This window comes from Paenibacillus glycanilyticus NBRC 16618 (assembly GCF_004000805.1).
In the GTDB taxonomy this organism is placed as follows: domain Bacteria; phylum Bacillota; class Bacilli; order Paenibacillales; family Paenibacillaceae; genus Pristimantibacillus; species Pristimantibacillus glycanilyticus.
In genome coordinates this window covers 144481-159862 of record NZ_BILY01000006.1, presented here as the reverse complement: position 1 = coordinate 159862, position 15382 = coordinate 144481, and the positions used below count along the sequence as shown (strand labels likewise).

17 protein-coding genes are annotated in these 15382 nt (G+C 50.0%); 7 read left to right on the top strand and 10 right to left on the bottom strand.

Annotation, left to right across the window (positions count from 1 at the left end; all coding sequences use genetic code 11):
• Positions 1 to 114 precede the first annotated feature (114 nt).
• The gene (locus PGL01S_RS06555; RefSeq protein WP_127492683.1) at positions 115 to 564 is read left to right on the top strand and encodes a MarR family winged helix-turn-helix transcriptional regulator; all 450 of its coding nucleotides are present in this window, start codon (positions 115 to 117) and stop codon (positions 562 to 564) included.
• Between the two features lie 66 nt (positions 565 to 630).
• Here PGL01S_RS06555 and PGL01S_RS06550 read toward each other — a convergent pair whose 3' ends face one another.
• Positions 631 to 1071 carry an NUDIX hydrolase gene (locus PGL01S_RS06550; RefSeq protein ID WP_127492681.1) on the bottom strand — a complete coding sequence of 147 codons (441 nt, stop codon included), beginning with the start codon at positions 1069 to 1071 and terminating at the stop codon, positions 631 to 633.
• Entirely contained in the window at positions 1068 to 2213 is a 1146-nt protein-coding gene (locus PGL01S_RS31535) for a nucleotidyltransferase family protein (protein WP_307719631.1), read from the bottom strand. The genes PGL01S_RS06550 and PGL01S_RS31535 overlap by 4 nt, the downstream gene beginning before the upstream one ends.
• 150 nt (positions 2214 to 2363) lie before the next feature.
• Between PGL01S_RS31535 and PGL01S_RS06540 the strand changes: the two genes are divergently transcribed.
• On the top strand, positions 2364 to 2867 hold the full coding sequence (locus PGL01S_RS06540) for a Crp/Fnr family transcriptional regulator (protein WP_127492679.1): 504 nt from the start codon (positions 2364 to 2366) through the stop codon (positions 2865 to 2867).
• Positions 2868 to 2881: 14 nt separating this feature from the next.
• Here the strand turns inward: PGL01S_RS06540 and hmpA are convergent, their stop codons facing one another.
• Together hmpA and PGL01S_RS06530 are read right to left on the bottom strand one after the other, a co-directional pair.
• Positions 2882 to 4120 carry an NO-inducible flavohemoprotein gene (hmpA, locus tag PGL01S_RS06535; RefSeq protein WP_127492677.1) on the bottom strand — a complete coding sequence of 413 codons (1239 nt, stop codon included), beginning with the start codon at positions 4118 to 4120 and terminating at the stop codon, positions 2882 to 2884.
• Between the two features lie 108 nt (positions 4121 to 4228).
• Positions 4229 to 4753, bottom strand: a complete 525-nt coding sequence (locus PGL01S_RS06530; RefSeq protein WP_127492675.1) for a hypothetical protein — start codon at positions 4751 to 4753, stop codon at positions 4229 to 4231.
• Between the two features lie 121 nt (positions 4754 to 4874).
• Between PGL01S_RS06530 and PGL01S_RS06525 the strand changes: the two genes are divergently transcribed.
• Both PGL01S_RS06525 and PGL01S_RS06520 read left to right on the top strand, forming a co-directional pair.
• Positions 4875 to 5933 carry an AAA family ATPase gene (locus tag PGL01S_RS06525; RefSeq protein ID WP_127492673.1) on the top strand — a complete coding sequence of 353 codons (1059 nt, stop codon included), beginning with the start codon at positions 4875 to 4877 and terminating at the stop codon, positions 5931 to 5933.
• Positions 5934 to 5940: 7 nt separating this feature from the next.
• Positions 5941 to 7752, top strand: coding sequence for a vWA domain-containing protein (locus tag PGL01S_RS06520; protein ID WP_127492671.1), 1812 nt, complete (start codon positions 5941 to 5943; stop codon positions 7750 to 7752).
• Between the two features lie 43 nt (positions 7753 to 7795).
• Here PGL01S_RS06520 and PGL01S_RS06515 read toward each other — a convergent pair whose 3' ends face one another.
• Both PGL01S_RS06515 and PGL01S_RS06510 read right to left on the bottom strand, forming a co-directional pair.
• On the bottom strand, positions 7796 to 8320 hold the full coding sequence (locus PGL01S_RS06515; RefSeq protein WP_127492669.1) for a hypothetical protein: 525 nt from the start codon (positions 8318 to 8320) through the stop codon (positions 7796 to 7798).
• Between the two features lie 22 nt (positions 8321 to 8342).
• A complete protein-coding gene (locus tag PGL01S_RS06510) occupies positions 8343 to 8783 on the bottom strand; it encodes a GNAT family N-acetyltransferase (protein ID WP_127492667.1) in 441 nt (146 codons plus the stop codon).
• A gap of 147 nt (positions 8784 to 8930) precedes the next feature.
• Between PGL01S_RS06510 and PGL01S_RS06505 the strand changes: the two genes are divergently transcribed.
• Together PGL01S_RS06505 and PGL01S_RS06500 are read left to right on the top strand one after the other, a co-directional pair.
• Positions 8931 to 9527 (top strand): YdeI/OmpD-associated family protein, encoded by a 597-nt coding sequence (locus PGL01S_RS06505; protein WP_127492665.1) that lies wholly within the window; start codon positions 8931 to 8933, stop codon positions 9525 to 9527.
• A gap of 3 nt (positions 9528 to 9530) precedes the next feature.
• Positions 9531 to 10325 (top strand): Nif3-like dinuclear metal center hexameric protein, encoded by a 795-nt coding sequence (locus PGL01S_RS06500; protein ID WP_127492662.1) that lies wholly within the window; start codon positions 9531 to 9533, stop codon positions 10323 to 10325.
• A 270-nt stretch (positions 10326 to 10595) separates the two neighbouring features.
• Here the strand turns inward: PGL01S_RS06500 and PGL01S_RS06495 are convergent, their stop codons facing one another.
• A complete protein-coding gene (locus PGL01S_RS06495; RefSeq protein WP_127492660.1) occupies positions 10596 to 11018 on the bottom strand; it encodes a universal stress protein in 423 nt (140 codons plus the stop codon).
• 204 nt (positions 11019 to 11222) lie between these two features.
• Here PGL01S_RS06495 and PGL01S_RS06490 point away from each other — a divergent pair, with 204 nt between their 5' ends.
• Positions 11223 to 11687 (top strand): GyrI-like domain-containing protein, encoded by a 465-nt coding sequence (locus PGL01S_RS06490; RefSeq protein ID WP_164775391.1) that lies wholly within the window; start codon positions 11223 to 11225, stop codon positions 11685 to 11687.
• A gap of 59 nt (positions 11688 to 11746) precedes the next feature.
• Here the strand turns inward: PGL01S_RS06490 and PGL01S_RS06485 are convergent, their stop codons facing one another.
• The 3 genes from PGL01S_RS06485 to PGL01S_RS06475 all read right to left on the bottom strand — a co-directional run bounded on the left by PGL01S_RS06485 (position 11747) and on the right by PGL01S_RS06475 (position 15331).
• A complete protein-coding gene (locus tag PGL01S_RS06485) occupies positions 11747 to 13366 on the bottom strand; it encodes a DUF3502 domain-containing protein (RefSeq protein ID WP_127492656.1) in 1620 nt (539 codons plus the stop codon).
• Positions 13367 to 13439: 73 nt separating this feature from the next.
• Positions 13440 to 14354: a carbohydrate ABC transporter permease gene (locus tag PGL01S_RS06480; RefSeq protein WP_127492654.1), complete on the bottom strand. Its 915-nt coding sequence runs from the start codon at positions 14352 to 14354 to the stop codon at positions 13440 to 13442.
• An 11-nt stretch (positions 14355 to 14365) separates the two neighbouring features.
• Positions 14366 to 15331 (bottom strand): ABC transporter permease, encoded by a 966-nt coding sequence (locus PGL01S_RS06475; protein WP_127492652.1) that lies wholly within the window; start codon positions 15329 to 15331, stop codon positions 14366 to 14368.
• Positions 15332 to 15382: the final 51 nt, after the last annotated feature.

Genomic DNA, 15382 nt, shown 5'->3' with positions numbered 1-15382 from the left:
CCCATTATTTTGGCGTTAAATAATTAGTTTACCAACTTAACTATAATCATAATAATGAGAAGTATGATATATTTCAAGTATAAACAATTAACAACTTAGGAATTGGGAGTAGGTATGAACAAAGACAACCATCAGGAGACCATCCAACGTTTGAGGGAATCATTTACCCGTTTTGCGAAAGCCGAGTGGAGACAAAGATCGGTTAACGGTCTTAACAAGAGCGAGCTTCGCATTTTGTTCTGCATCATGATGAATACCGATGTCGATAATCCTAAAATCAGAGTATCCGAAATCAGCAGCAAGCTGCTTGTCACTACCCCCACCGTCACCCAGCTTCTCAAGAAACTGATTGCCGACGGGCTTGTCGAACGTACCGTAGATCCGGATGACAGGCGTTCCGTGGGAATTGAGCTAACTCCAAAAGGAGAGCAGATTGCGAAGGAAGCGGACGAGCAGCTGAACCAGCATCTCAGCGGCCTGGTCGAGCACCTGGGCGAGGAGCAAACGTTGATGCTCTCCGACTTATTAACGAAAGCTTACAACTACTTTAACGAAAAAGATTGAAAAAGAGAGGGATATCCCTCTCTTACTTACATATTATTAAGATTTTTCATAGAGTATGACTTTGATTTACAATCCGATATTAGTCTTGAGTCCCTTGTAGCTCCCGGCATCCGGAAAACCATGCTGCGCAAGCTGCTGAAAAAGCGCGGAGAATCCATGCTCCGTGAGTTCCGACACCGGAATAAACGCTAGGTCGCTAATCGGATTATGATCGAATTCATTGGTTGGCATACGCAGCTGTCCGCCGGCTCTCTCGAGCAGGAAGGTGATATGCACCAGTGACGCATCCGGTTTGTCGCAAAGGTACAGCAGCTTAATAATTCGCGTTGTTAATCCCGTCTCTTCCTCCAGCTCTCGGATGATCGCTTGCTCCAGTGTTTCCCCTTGCTCGACGCGACCTCCCGGCAATGACCATGCCCGGCTGTCCGATACTTTTTGTTTTACTAATAAAAGGCGGCCTTCTTCAACCAGAATTCCGGTAACCCTGACCTGCAGCAGACTGCTCATTGTTGCTGCACCTCTTTCTCGGAGTCCGCCCAAACCCGCTCGATATGCGTGAACGCAAGGCCATTAAAGCTAAGCTTATAAATATCCGGCATGCTCAGCTGCTGCCAGAATGCAAAGCCGTATTCCGGCTTAAAGGCCTTAATCATTAAGGCCATAAGGTTGCCGTGCGTCCCGATAGCGATTGTATCTCCCTGATAACGCCGAAGCACGCTTTGTAGAGACTCTACCCCTCTATGCTGCGCGACAAAATTGGATTCGCCACCCGGCCAGGAGAAGGCTTCCTCTTCCCATACCTTCCGGATGGCATAATGAAAATCATCCTGCGGCCGGTCCGCCAATAACCGTTCCCGGAAGTCTTCCTCCACTTGAATAGTAAGACCTCTACGCAACGCTAACGGCTCGACCGTTTGAAGCGCCCGTTTGTACGGACTGGAGATAATCGCCGAAATCCGTTCGTCCGCCAGAAGATCGGCGACTTTTCTTGCCGCTTCCTCTCCCTGAGGAGATAACGGCCGGTACAACTCTTCGTCTGCCTTATAGACGGAGTGCGCATGCCGAACCATGTAAACCTGAGTGAGCGCAGCTTCTGCCTTATTCCATCTGCTCTTCCAATTCTTCTGTAGAAGACGCTTCTCATAGATCGCCATAAGCGCTGGCGACTGCTTAAAATGCGGCGTAGGCCGGACAACGAAGCCCAGCAAATCCCGGATTCCGTGAGGTGCCGACAGCACGACGCCATTCTGCCCGTCCAAGGTCAGACCAAGAGCGGTAACCGTCTCGGGAAACTTGGACATGGCATCAACGGCGGATGTGTACGGCTCAATATCGTTCACCAGATGCATTCTCGCTTCGTTTTTCACCGACCAAGGCACATCCGGCATGACGTCTCTCAGCTTCTGCTCGAGCGCTTTTTCTTCCGCTTCATCCGTTTGGGAAGGATCATAATAAATCAGATCCACATCCGGCAGCGCGAACCGCTCCGTATAACCATGCAAATAATCCCATACCTTCGACCTTACGAAGCCCGCGCATACCCACCAGTCCGGCAAGTTCAACGATCCCGCCGTATGCAGCACCTTCATCATCCATTCGTCTTCAAGCACGAGATCTATGATGTCCTGTTCATTCTCCAACTGTCGCAAGCCATCCCTCCTATCGAACGCAGGTTCTCCTATTAGGATACAAGAACTGGAAGGCAATGCAACATGAAAATTCAAACTGTCGTATAATGAAATGAAAAAAGCGAAGCCCTGCTTCAGGCTTCGCTTGTTCATATGGAGGCTTTACCGCTTATGATTTTGCATAAAGGCGAAACGTTATTTCTGCAGGGCCAGTCGGGACCTCTCTTCCATCTGCGCAGCGGGCTGCTCAAAATTGTACGCGTTCACCCCGACGGCTCGCAGATTCTGGTCAATATTATCGTGCCGGACGAAATCATCCCGCATCATTCCCTCATCACTCCTAACCCTTACTTCGGCACCGCTATCGCAATCGTCACAAGTGAAGTGGATATTTTCCCCGCTGCCGCCTGGTACGAGGAGCTTGAACAGCACCCCGAGCGCTATCGTTCAATCGGGCTGCAGCTGCAGGATAAGCTTCGCATGATGCAGCAGCGGATCGATCAGTTGACGGCGATTGCTCCGGCGGACAAGCTGTCAAAGCTTGAAGCCTGGTTCGATCAGTACATTTCTCCGGAGAAGCTGACCGATGTCCTGACCCAGGACGAGATCGGACAGTTTATCGGTCTCCGCCGGGAGACGATCAACCGATTGCTGCGGGCCAAGAAGGAAAGCTGATTGGAAGCAGCCGGTTACTTGGCAACGGGTTCTTTTTCCGCCTCATCCAGGCTGCCCTTTGGTCCAAAAAATTCGTAATGAATATCTGCCGCAGGAACTCCCCATTCGAGAAGCTGGCGGTTGATATGAGCCATAAACGGCGTTGGTCCGCAGAAGTAGTAAACGGCATCCTTGGACGGAATAACTTCCTGCAGCCACGGAAGATCCACATAACCTTCTTTGTGGTACGTTCCCGCATCCTGCTCCGTTGGCTGCGCATAGCACCAGTAAGCTTTTGCTTGCGCTGCTTGACCGATCTTCTCCTCTACCTGCTGCTTAAGGGCATGGAGTTGCCCGTTTTGCGCCGCATGAATGAATGTGATGGGACGGTCGGAGTTCGTATCCACAAGCGTATTGAGCATGCTGACCATCGGCGTCAAGCCAACCCCGCCGCTGATCAATACCACTGGACGCGTATCCTTCAGATCAAGCGTGAAATCACCGGCCGGTGCGGACAGCCAGAGCACATCGCCTTCCTTCACCTGCTCATGCAGGTAGACCGAGACAACGCCGGCATCCTTGCCTGGCTGCGAATCCTCTCTTTTGACCGAGATCCGGTAATACGGCTTGCCTGGCGCATCCGATAAACTGTATTGACGGATATGAGTGTTCTTCTGATCGGGAATGCTCATCTTTACGCTTACGTATTGACCCGGCTCGAATGCTGCAATCGCTCCGCCGTCCTCCGGCACCAGGTAGAAGGAGGTAATCACATGGCTCTCCTGAACTTTGAGCTCGATGCGGAAAGCGCGGTAACCCGCCCAGCCTCCCTGCTGCTCTTCGGCTTCCTTGTACATCTCCGCTTCCACGCTGATAAACACATTCGCGATAACGCCGTAAGCTTCGGCCCATGCATTCAAAATCTCATCGGTTGCGGCATCGCCCAGCACCTCTTTAATGGCCTGCAGCAGGTTTTGGCCGACAATCGGATATTGGTCTGCCGTAATGCCAAGGCTCCGATGTTTGTGCGCGATCTGCTTCACGGCCGGCAGAATGGTTTCAAGCTTATCGATATAGAGGGCAGCGGCATAAACGGTATTCGCAAGCGCGGTCTGCTGTTTGCCCTGTCTTTGGTTAGCATGGTTAAATACATTCATAAGCTCGGGTTGACTGGCAAACAATAATTGATAGAACCTTTTCGTAATTGCCGTCCCATGAACCTCAAGCACCGGTACAGTCGATTTAATAATGGCTATCGTGTTTTCATTCAGCATGAAGCTCTCCCCGCTTTCTTCAACTAGTTATGTTCAAAGTATACGGAAGAATGGCAGCCCATTGGTGTGATTCCAATCACACTAAATCAGAACGATATGTGAAAGGAATCAATCAGGGTAGATCGCCTTTCCGTCCTTGTTTAGTCCGATGATGTCCATCGGCGCGTCGACCTGCCTATCGTAGTAGCTGAACCACAGTCTTACGCCGCTTTCGGTTGTTACGATTTTGGCTGATTTTTCAAGCGATCCGTCCGGTTTCTTCGTGATCACCCGGGCAATATCCGGATTGGTGATAGCACCATAGAAGAAGTACAAATGCAGGTTTTCTTTATTATTCGCGCTCCAGGATAAGCCGGTTTCAGGGTTTAGATTATTTGTTTCCTGTGAAAATGGTGTCCATTTTGCGGCAGCGTCATTTTCCACAAATCCCGTGTTAAGTCCTTCGCCATTGCGATAAAAAACCTGGTAACCGTCCTGTACGACTTCCACATGAACGATCTCGTCAGCCTTCACCTTAGCCTTGTCCATACTGCTCTTAATCTCGTCCATTAACGGTGAATCTCCCGCTCCCCCGTTCGAGCAGCCGCTTAACAGCATGAATGATACGGCTAATAAAACAATGATTCCTCTCAACTTCTAATTAACCTCCTTATTGGAATTAAATAACATACAAGTATAACTGTTTCTTCTCTTATGGGTACAACCCCTCTTTGCTATAATCGGTTTAGAAAATAAACGCTGCAAGGAGTTGTCTATGAATATTGCCTCACCCGTAACTGCAACGCAGTTGATGGATGTTTTGCTTAATGTCTCCGTTATCCGCCCCGTCTTTATCTGGGGAGCACCCGGTATCGGAAAATCCTCGCTTGTCGAAAAATTCGCAAAGCAAGTGGGTCTCCCCTGCGTATCCCTTCTTGGTTCGCAGCTGGCGCCTGAAGATATTATCGGCGTTCCTCAAATTAGAGACGGCAAAAGCCAATTCTGTCCTCCGGCCATGATTGCTCGCGATGAACCCTATTGCTTGTTCCTCGATGAACTTAACGCCTGCTCGCAGGAAGTGCAAAAAGCCTTCTACAGCCTGATCCACGAACGCCGGATTGGAGATTACCATTTGCCCGCAGGCTCGATCGTAATCGGTGCAGGCAACCGCGCCCAGGACAGCGCCATTGTCAAACCGATGAGCTCCGCCCTGATTAACCGGATGTTCCATGTTCAGTTAAATGTCTCGTTCAAAGATTGGATCGGCTGGGCTTACGAAGCATCCCTGCATCCGACCGTGATCGAGTACTTGGAGACGAGACCCGATCATTTATGGAGCGCTCCGCCTAAGAGTGAAGAGACCTTCTCGACGCCACGCTCCTGGCATATGCTCTCGGATGCGCTGCATGAATTCGGAGATGCGATTACGCCCGAGCTTGTCGGCATTTTGGCTAGCGGTGCGCTTACTCCCGCGCACGCCGTACAATTTAAAGCCTTTTACAAAAATCGGAGCAGCAAATATCAGCTGAATCAGATTATAGAAGGAAAAGTAGGTTTCCCTGCTGATCCGGAGGACCGCGATGTTCTCTATTTCCTTGCCCAGGCATTCCGCTCCCAGATCGTCAAAGAGCTGCCGGCTCATAAAGAGCAAATTCGAGAGTCTCATCGTCAATTTGCGCATAACGCCAAAAAGCTGATCAAGGATTTGAGCATGATCTCGTTTGAAATTGCCCAAATGGTCGTAGCCAAGCATGAGCAGGAGGACAATATTCCGGATTGGCTGATGGTTGAGATCGTCCGGGACTTGCCTAGACTTGCCGTGAAGGACCGGTGATTGCCCGATGCCCAAAAAAACAAAAATAGCAGATCCGGCCACAAAACAGGTAAACGAGGCTATTCAGTACATATCCGATCATCCGATTTTCTCGCCGCTCTCTTCCCGCGTCCGCATCATCCGTCAAGAAAGCTCCCCTTACCCGGAGACAGGGTGGGCTAAAGTTACACTCCGAGGAACGATCTACCTTCATCCCAAAAGACGCGGGGAAACCTCCGAGTGGATCTATGTGCTCGCCCATTGTCTTTTGCATCTCGGACTGGGGCATTTCAAGGTCAAACACGAAAAGCCGCATTATTGGAATGCCGCCTGCGATGTTTATGTAGCCCGCTTTCTTCAAGATTTGAAAATAGGAACTCCGCCTGCCGATATGGAAACAAGGTTCGATCTTCCGGTACGGGATGAGCAGCAGCTGTACTCCTATTTCATGGAGCGCGGATTGCCTCCGGCGCTAAACTTCGTTGGCACGGCCGGCCCTTCTGTCGGTGATATGGAGTATAACGATAAAGAATCCTATTCCTATCATTACTCCGGCAAGGAACCGGATTGGGAAGCTTATTTGGCAAAAGGTCTGGCCAATGCCGTGACGAGAGCGGTCAGCGTGGCCGGCGGACACCTGGACTCGATCACCTCGGAATCGGCTTCGCTTACCGCCGCAGCCAGAGCCAAGCGCTGGTTTATCGATCACTATCCGCTTCTTGGGGCGCTTGCCGCCGGTTTTAAGCTTATTGAGGATGCACAGCTTTGCCAGCGGCTCCAAATCTCTATTGCCGCGATTAATGTCGTTGACCAAGTTATTTACATGAATCCGGCTGCCGGACTTACCGATGATGAGACGCTTTTCGTCATGGCGCATGAGCTTCTGCACGCCGGACTCCAGCATCATGAGCGCTGCATGGGGCGCGACCATTATTTATGGAATATCGCCTGCGATTATGTTATTAATCTCTGGCTTGTCGAGATGAAGATCGGGGAATATCCGCGCGTGGGTTTAATGCTGGATCCTGAGCTGAAGGGGCTTAGCGCCGAATCGATCTATGACCGGATGGTCGCCGACATACGGGTTTACCGCAAGCTGGCGACGCTGCGCGGAAACGGATTAGGCGATATTTTAGATAACGGGTCGCCCGGATTCCGGGATGCCCGCGAAGGACAACGTCTGGACGATTTCTGTCGCAATGCGATGCAGCAAGGCCTGATCTATCACGAAGAACAGAGCCGCGGTTATCTTCCTTCCGGTCTGGTGGAGGAGATCCGCGCCTTAGGCCAGCCCCCGATCAAATGGGATGTTGAGCTCGCCAGATGGTTTGACCACTATTTCACGCCGCTCGAGAAGAAGCGGACCTACTCCCGCGTTTCGAGGCGCCAGTCTTCCACGCCGGATATTCCAAGGCCGCTATGGGTCGACTCGGGCAGCGCCGAGGACGGGCGGACGTTTGGCGTTATTTTGGACACCTCGGGCTCTATGGATAAAAAGCTGCTTGCCAAATGCCTTGGCGCCATTGCCAGTTATTCCGCAGCCCGCGACGTGCCGATGGCCCGCATTGTCTTCTGCGATGCCGCCCCGTATGACGCCGGTTATATGTCTCCGGATCTGATCAGCGACAGGGTGAAGGTAAAGGGACGCGGTGGCACCATTCTGCAGCCGGCTATCGATCTTCTGGAGCGTGCCGAGGATTTTCCGAACAACGGCCCGATCTTGATCATCACCGACGGCGAATGCGACCGGCTGCGCGTTAAGCGGGATCATGCTTATCTGCTGCCGAAAGGCAAGCATCTGCCCTTTTATCCGAAAGGCCCCGTGTTCCGGATTGATTAACGTTAGCTTACTTCTTTCTAAACCGTACGTAGCTCGGATAAGCTTAGCGGTTGTTATCAAACCATCTCGTAACCGTAAGCTTTTTCGTAAATCCCAGATACTTATATTTAACCGTAACGCTGTGAACCGACCCCTCTTCAGCGGAAAAACGAATTCCGTAAAGAATGGGCGTATGGGCTTTTTTCATAATAGCCTTCTTTAACTCGTCACCGGCAAGAGCCGGGTAAATGGATGAATCGTGTATTCCCATAAATTCGATTTCCGGAACAGGCTCAGGCATCACCTGCACAAACTGTCCTGAATCATAAGTAATGCCTAACTGCACGGGGACGGATGGGGAAGCTCCGTTAATCGTTACGCTAACGATGTCGATTTTCCGGAACCCCTTGTTCACCAGACCAACAACATACTCCGGAGGTTTTCCGTCAGGGGGCGTAAAGGTGGACAGCCCGTCGGTATTAAGCGGCTCCGTTTGCTGATACCATATGCCTGCTGCAGCGGCCATCCCGATTATGATGATCAGGCAGCCATACACGATCATGCTCGTTAATCGTTTAGCGGGTTTCAATTTAACCCTCCTAACCTTCTGGTTACGGCTTCGCGATAAATCCCGTTTTAATCCCTTTTACAAAACCGGCCTTTTCGTAAAAAGTAAGGGTACCCTCTTGTTTGGAGCTTGTCAGTAGCATCACCTTGTAGCAATTTTGCTTCCAGGCGATAGCAAGCGCCTCCCGCAATACGTCGGTTCCGTAGCCCTTCCTGCGGAAATCGGAGTGGGTAACCACGTTTTCGATCAGTCCGTATGGCCTTGCCCCTCTTGTTAAATTCGGAATAATAACCAGCACGCAGGCTGCCGCTATCCGACCGTCCGCTTCTACAACCAGATAATGCATGTTGCGATCCTCCCGGATCCGACTCCACAATTCTTGAACATCCGAAGCCTGGAGCTCCGGATCGTTCGGGATCAAATGACGGTATAAATCCAGAAGCTCCTGCAGTTCATGCTCCCGAATAGCTCTAACTTGGCTCATTGGTCCGCTCCCCGCTTTCGCTCATCCCCGCCATATACGCGGGTGGTACCCTCATTTTATAGGAAAAGTTTGTAAACTCAAGACTTATACGGTTGCTTCAGCAATGCTATAATATTGGAAGGAAACGGCATAAAGGAGTTTTGTACAATGAGCACAAAAGAGCTGCCTATTCTCCACTTCCCGGATCAGCCGGCTTTCGAGCGATGGCTCGCCGAGCAATACGATCAGTCATCCGGCATCTGGCTGCATATTTCGAAAAAAAATGCGTCCCTCCCCTCGGTTACTTACCATGAAGCGCTGGACGTTGCCTTATGCTACGGCTGGATCGACAGCCATAAAAGAAAGCATGACGAAGAAAGCTGGATTCAGCGTTTTTCGCCAAGAGGCGCAAAAAGCATTTGGTCGCAGATCAATAAAGATAAAGTCGAAGTCCTTATCGCCGCGGGAAAAATGCAGCCAAGCGGTCTTAAGGCCATCGAAGCGGCGAAGCAGAACGGCTTATGGGACAAAGCGTACGAATCGCAGTCCAACGCTGCCATTCCGGAGGATTTCGCCCTTGAGCTGGCGCGCAACGAGAGGGCTGGGCAGTTTTTCGAAACGTTGGACAAGCAGAACCGGTACGCGATATTGTTCCGCATTCACAATGTCAAAAAGCAAGAGACTCGGGTGAAGAAGATTCAGCAGTTTATCGAAATGCTGGAGAAGGGCGAAAAAATATATCCAAGCAAAAAGGAAGGAAAATAAATTATGCCGATAAAGGTTCAGACCGTAATAGACGCCTTACGAGCATCGGTCCCCCCCATTCCTGACACAGTGGATGTTCTGATGGCCGGCAGGCCCGATACCGAAGTAACCGGTATAGCCGTGTCCTTCATGCCAACCCAACAGGTGATTGAACAAGCGGCCGCGGCGGGAGCTAATCTTCTGATCACGCATGAACCTCTCTCCTACAATCACCGGCATGATAAACAGCTGATCGGGAACGATCCGGTTTTTGCGCAAAAGCTGCAGCTTATTGATGAGAGCGGAATCGCGATTTTCCGATACCATGATTACTGTCACCGCAAGCAGCCGGACATGATTATGACAGGCTTATTGTCCGCGTTGGAATGGGAATCCCGCTTGGCCGAAATGCTGCCTATCGCCGCCATTCTTGAGTTTTCGTCTATGACGGTCGCGGAGGTTGCCGCGCATGTGAAGCAAAAGCTTGGCATGCCTTTCCTCCGGATAACGGGCGATCTCTCCACCCCGGTCAGCCGTGCGGGCATTCTGGTTGGTTACCGGGGAGGCGCTTCAACCGCTATTCCGTTTATGCGAGACCATAATCTCGAACTGCTTATCGTCGGGGAAGGTCCGGAATGGGAAACGCCGGAATATATCCGGGATGCCGCGCATCAGGGCCGGGCAAAAGCCTTGCTGACACTGGGCCACGCGGAAAGCGAAGAGCCCGGCATGCGCGCGTTAAGCGAAGAATTGAAGCTGCGGTACCCGGAAGTCCCGGTGGAGTTTTTCCCGATCCAGCCGATTTTCAGGATTGTGTAGTAGAGAGACTAGTGCTTTACGATGTGCCACATCGTTAAACATTGACTACTGCTACTTTTTCGGCGCCTTAACGATGTGAAACATCGTTAAGAGAGCTGCTTTTATGCGATATGGATTGAATTCGGTCATTTTCCGTCGGCTTAGCGATGTGCCACATCGTTAAGCATCAACGAAAGCTCATCTTCCGATCTCTTAACGATGTGCCACATCGTAAAGGGACCAAATACGAAAAAAGGCTGCCCGCGGGCAGCCTTTTTAGCTTAACATCTATTATTTTACAAGCAGGACCGGACAGTGAGCATGCTGGGATACTCCGTGGCTGACGCTGCCAAGCAGAATTTCCGAGACAAGTCCCACGCCGCGGCTGCCCATGACAATCAGGTCGCAACTGCGCTCCTTCGCGGTATTGCAGATGAGAGTGGACGGATCGCCGTCTGCTCTAAGCAGCGTGTACTCTACTCCCGAGTCTCTGAGCTGAGCAGCGGCCGCGGAAAGCACTTCATTCTCTTCCTTCTCCAGCATCTCCCCCACATCCACATAAACAAAAGCCTGACTTATTGCGACGCGTCCCGTAACGTGAATCACAGACAGCCGTATCGGCGCATTGATCGCCTTCACCAAATGGATCGCGTGATCAAGAGCTTTGCTGGCCTGCTGCGAACCGTCGACGGGAACAAGGATATGATTGTACATAAGAGATGCCTCCTTCAAAATGTAATCCCTAACTTTTTAATACCCACTTCCAAGCTTGTTCAAACCTTCTTTCTATAATTAGCATACTCCTCAATAATATTAACGTCAACGTAAACGTTATGATCAAAACTTATCCTTTACAAGCGAACATATATTCGTTATCCTAATTATGGTTATATTTACCATGTATGGGAGGTATACATTTTGCGTACTTATCAGATCGACAGGATTGATCAGGAAGAGCTCAAGCTGGTTGGCTATTCCATTAGGGAAAGCCTTAACAACGTTCTGCAGTCGCGAATGGTTGGCGTATTACGCGAGCAGCTGGCCGAACGCAGGAAAGAGCTGCCGAATCGGAATAAGGAAGGCATTTATTTGATTCAGATCTATAACCAGGATGGCCAATGGACGCATGACACTCCCTACCAGCATGTGGTTGCTTTCGAAGTAAACGCTTTTGAGAATATTCCCGCCGACATGACCACTTATACTTTACCTTCAGGACAATATACGAAGATCATTCATGAAGGCCCGGAATCCGAGATTGGCGATACGTATGATTATATTAATAACACGCTTGGTGCTAGGCCTATCGATATCGAGTATTGGAAAGACATCTATTCCTTGGACCGGCATGATTCCCGTATCGATATCCTTATTCCCGGCTAAGCAAAGTTAAAAAAGCCGGGATCAGACGCTTCGCGTCCAATCCCGGCTTCCTTCCTTGCTTATTGACCGGATTCCATTTTTGCTTTGAATGCATCCATTTGTTTTTGCAGCTCGGCAAGAACTTTATCGTAGCCCGCTGTTTTCAGCTTGCTGCGGAATTGTTCAACCGCTTTGACAGGGTCGCCTGCTTTACCGTAAGCGATAGCTGGACCCATCTCGCCCGTTACTTGCGTAATCGCTGTCAGCTCGGCTTCAACCGGCGTTTTGTCGAATACGAATTGGCCGTAAGGGTAAGGTTTTTTGATTTTGTCATATTCAGCATAATAAGTTTCTTCGAGTTGATCCCAAGTTGTTACGCTTGGAATCTCGAATTTGTCGACACGGCCGCCCCAGAAGTCGGAGTAGAAGCCGTCTTTTGTTTCGTCATAGCCGGCTGGTTGTTGACGTTTGCCATCTTTCACTTCGTACTGTACGCCTTCAATACCATAGTTGAGCAGGTGGTAAATTTGCTCGTCGTTGCGGATCAGGTCGTAAGCCATCAGTGCGCGCTCAGGGTTTTTGCTGTGTGCGCCAACGGAAGTACCGCCGTGAGTGATGGACAGCTCAAGCAGGTTGTTGCCGCCTTGGCGGGCAAACGGGAACATTTGCAGATCGGAGCCCGGTTGGTCTTTATCCATTTGAACGCGGAGACCGCCGAACGTTTGCGTATGATGCTGGTCCATACCTGTCAGGCCGGCGCGCAGCGATGCACGGGTATCGTTTTTGTTGTTCAGCACGTCTTCGCGCCAGAAGCCTTTGTCTGCCCATTCTTTCATCATCGTTGCGTATTTCACCATGGTATCTTCGAAGACAGGGCTGTTAACGGTATATTTCTCGTCATACGATTTGGTCGTGAATACCGGCAGGTAACCTGTCGAGATTGGCAGTTCAAGGTTATCCGTGTAGGAAGTATCGAAGCCGCCGAACGTACTTACTCCCGAGGTAGCGTCCCATGGGATCACATCCGGCTTATTGTCTTTAATGTACTGCAGGTATTTGCCAATGCCATCCCAGTCTTTGATCGGCTCCGTGATACCGGCTTCTTTTGCCCAGTCACCGCGGTAGAAGAAGCCGTGGTTAACCCATTGCGTATATTGATCTTCAGGAATAAGGACGATTTTACCGTTGTATTTGGATTCAGACCAATCTTTTTCCGGAATCGAATTCCAGGTCTGAGGCGCGTATTTTGGAAGCAGATCATCCAGGTTCATGAAGGCGCCGCGTTGAGCGTTGCCCCATGTATCAAGCCAGTCGGTACCGATCGTAATCAGGTCGATTGGTTCGCCGGAAGCAAGCGCAAGGTTGTATTTCGTCTGCCAGTCCGTCCATTCGATCCATTTCCATTCCAGCTCGGCATTGATTTTTTCCTTCATGATTTTATTCACTTCAGCAAGAACTTTTTCGAATTGGCCGTTTGTCGGCTTGTTGCCAAGCACCATATAAGTGATTTTAACGAACTTTGAAGTGTCAACCGCGGCATCGCCGCCAGTGTTTGTTGATCCTTCCGTGTTGGTGCTTGCGTTGTTGCTTGGTTTAGCGGAGTCTGCTGGTTTATTATCTTTGTTGTTATTACCGGAGCAGGCTGCCAAGCTGGAAGCCATCAAGATAGACAGCAAGATTGCGGAACTTTTCTTAAACATGCACGTCTCCCCTTTGTTTTTAATAATTTGGGCTTTGCCCGTTATGTGAAGAGGCCCTGTGGCCTTCGGCACATCAACCTTTAACTGCGCCTACCGTAATACCTTTAATGAAGTAGCGTTGCACGAAAGGATAGAACAAGATAACAGGTCCGGTTGCAACAACGGCCGTTGCCATCTTCATGGACTCAAGCGGCACATCCCGAAGCGAGACGTTGGAGGCTGCCGCAGAGTTGCGGACAAAGTCGGCGCTGGTAACAACGTTATATAAGAAGAGCTGGAGCGGACGGTATTCCATGTTCGGCGACAGGAACAGCATCGAGTTATACCATTCATTCCAGTAACCAAGCGCGATAAACAAACCGATTGTCGCAAGAGCCGGAGTCGTCATCGGCAAGATCAGCCGCAGGAAAATCGTAAAGTCCCCTGCTCCGTCGATTTTGGCCGATTCCGTAATGGCATGCGGGATGGAGCGGACAAAGCTTTTCATCATAATGATCAGGAACGGACTGAGAAGCCCTGGCAGCAAGACGGCCAAATAATTGTCCTTCAGGCTCAAATATTGAGTGACAAGAAGGTAGAAAGGAACAAGACCGCCGGAGAACAAAGTCGTAAAGTAAATAAAGAACGAGATTCCGTTCCGGTAGCCAAAGTCCGGACGCTGCAGCGCGTAACCGGTCATCGCGACAAGGAACAAGCCAATAGCCGTACCGGCCACGGTAAGCAGAATTGTTACAATGTAAGAACCTACGATGATGTCAGGATTCTCGAATACGATTTTGTAAGCAAAGGTACTGAATTCCTTCGGCCAGAAGTTAAAGCCAAATTTCTTGATAGCCGATTCCGAGGTAAACGATGTACCTAAGATGAGAAGGAATGGCAGCAAGCAGCAAAGCGCAAAGATGGAAATCACGACGTAGCCAAACGTTCTGACAATGACTTCGCTCGCATCAGTCCGAATGCTTCTGGATTCTACGATATTCTCTTCCATGTCAGCACCCCCTAGAATAACGAGTTTTCTGGCGACGTCTTTTTAACGAGCCAGTTGGCCGTTATAACGATTACGAAGCCGAACACCGATTGATATAAGCTAACCGCACTGCCGATAGAGAAGTTGAAGTTCGTCATTAGCGAACGGAATACATAAGTTTCGATAATATCCGTCGTCGAGTATAATGCCGTATTGTTTGCCCCAACCAAGTTGTAGAACAAACCGAAGTTGCCTTTCATAATGCCGCCAAGCGAGAACAGCAGCAAGATGATGAACGTTGGCTTAAGCCATGGAATAACGATGTAGATAATCCGCTGGAAAGCGTTTGCACCATCGATTTCAGAAGCCTCAATAATTTCATTATCCAGACCCATGATGGCTGCGAAGTAGACGATAGAGCCATAACCGGTTGACTGCCATAAGTAGGTTAATACGATGATGAACGGCCATACATGTGAATTGGAATAGACTTTAACCGGATCCATGCCGATGGATGCAAGCACATGGTTCAACAGGCCGTAATCATAGCTGAGAATGTTGTACGCGATCAGACCGATCAGTACGGCAGAGATAAAATGCGGAAGAAACAATAAGGTTTGAGCTACTTTCTTAAACCATTTGCGGCGCAGCTCGTTAAGCAGGATAGCTACGAATATTTGCAGCACGTTGCCAAGCAAGATAAAGGCAAGGTTATAAGCTACGGTATTAAAGGTCAGCCGCCACAAGTCGCCGTTCATAACGAGGAAGCGGAAGTTATCTAAGCCAACAAACGGACTTTTGAATATGCCGTCCGCGTAATTGTACTGAATGAACGCCAGATACACGCCCGGCATCGGCAGATAAGCAAATACAATGAAGAATGCAATTGCCGGCAAACACATCAGAAGCAAAGTCTTGTTGTTCCAGAACCGTTTCATCCGGCCCGAGCTCTCCGTACGCGGTTTACTATGGACAACGGGTTGTATAACCTTTTCCATGTGAAGACCTCCTTACCCACTACTAATTAATTTCTAGCCTGTGTCTTCCGG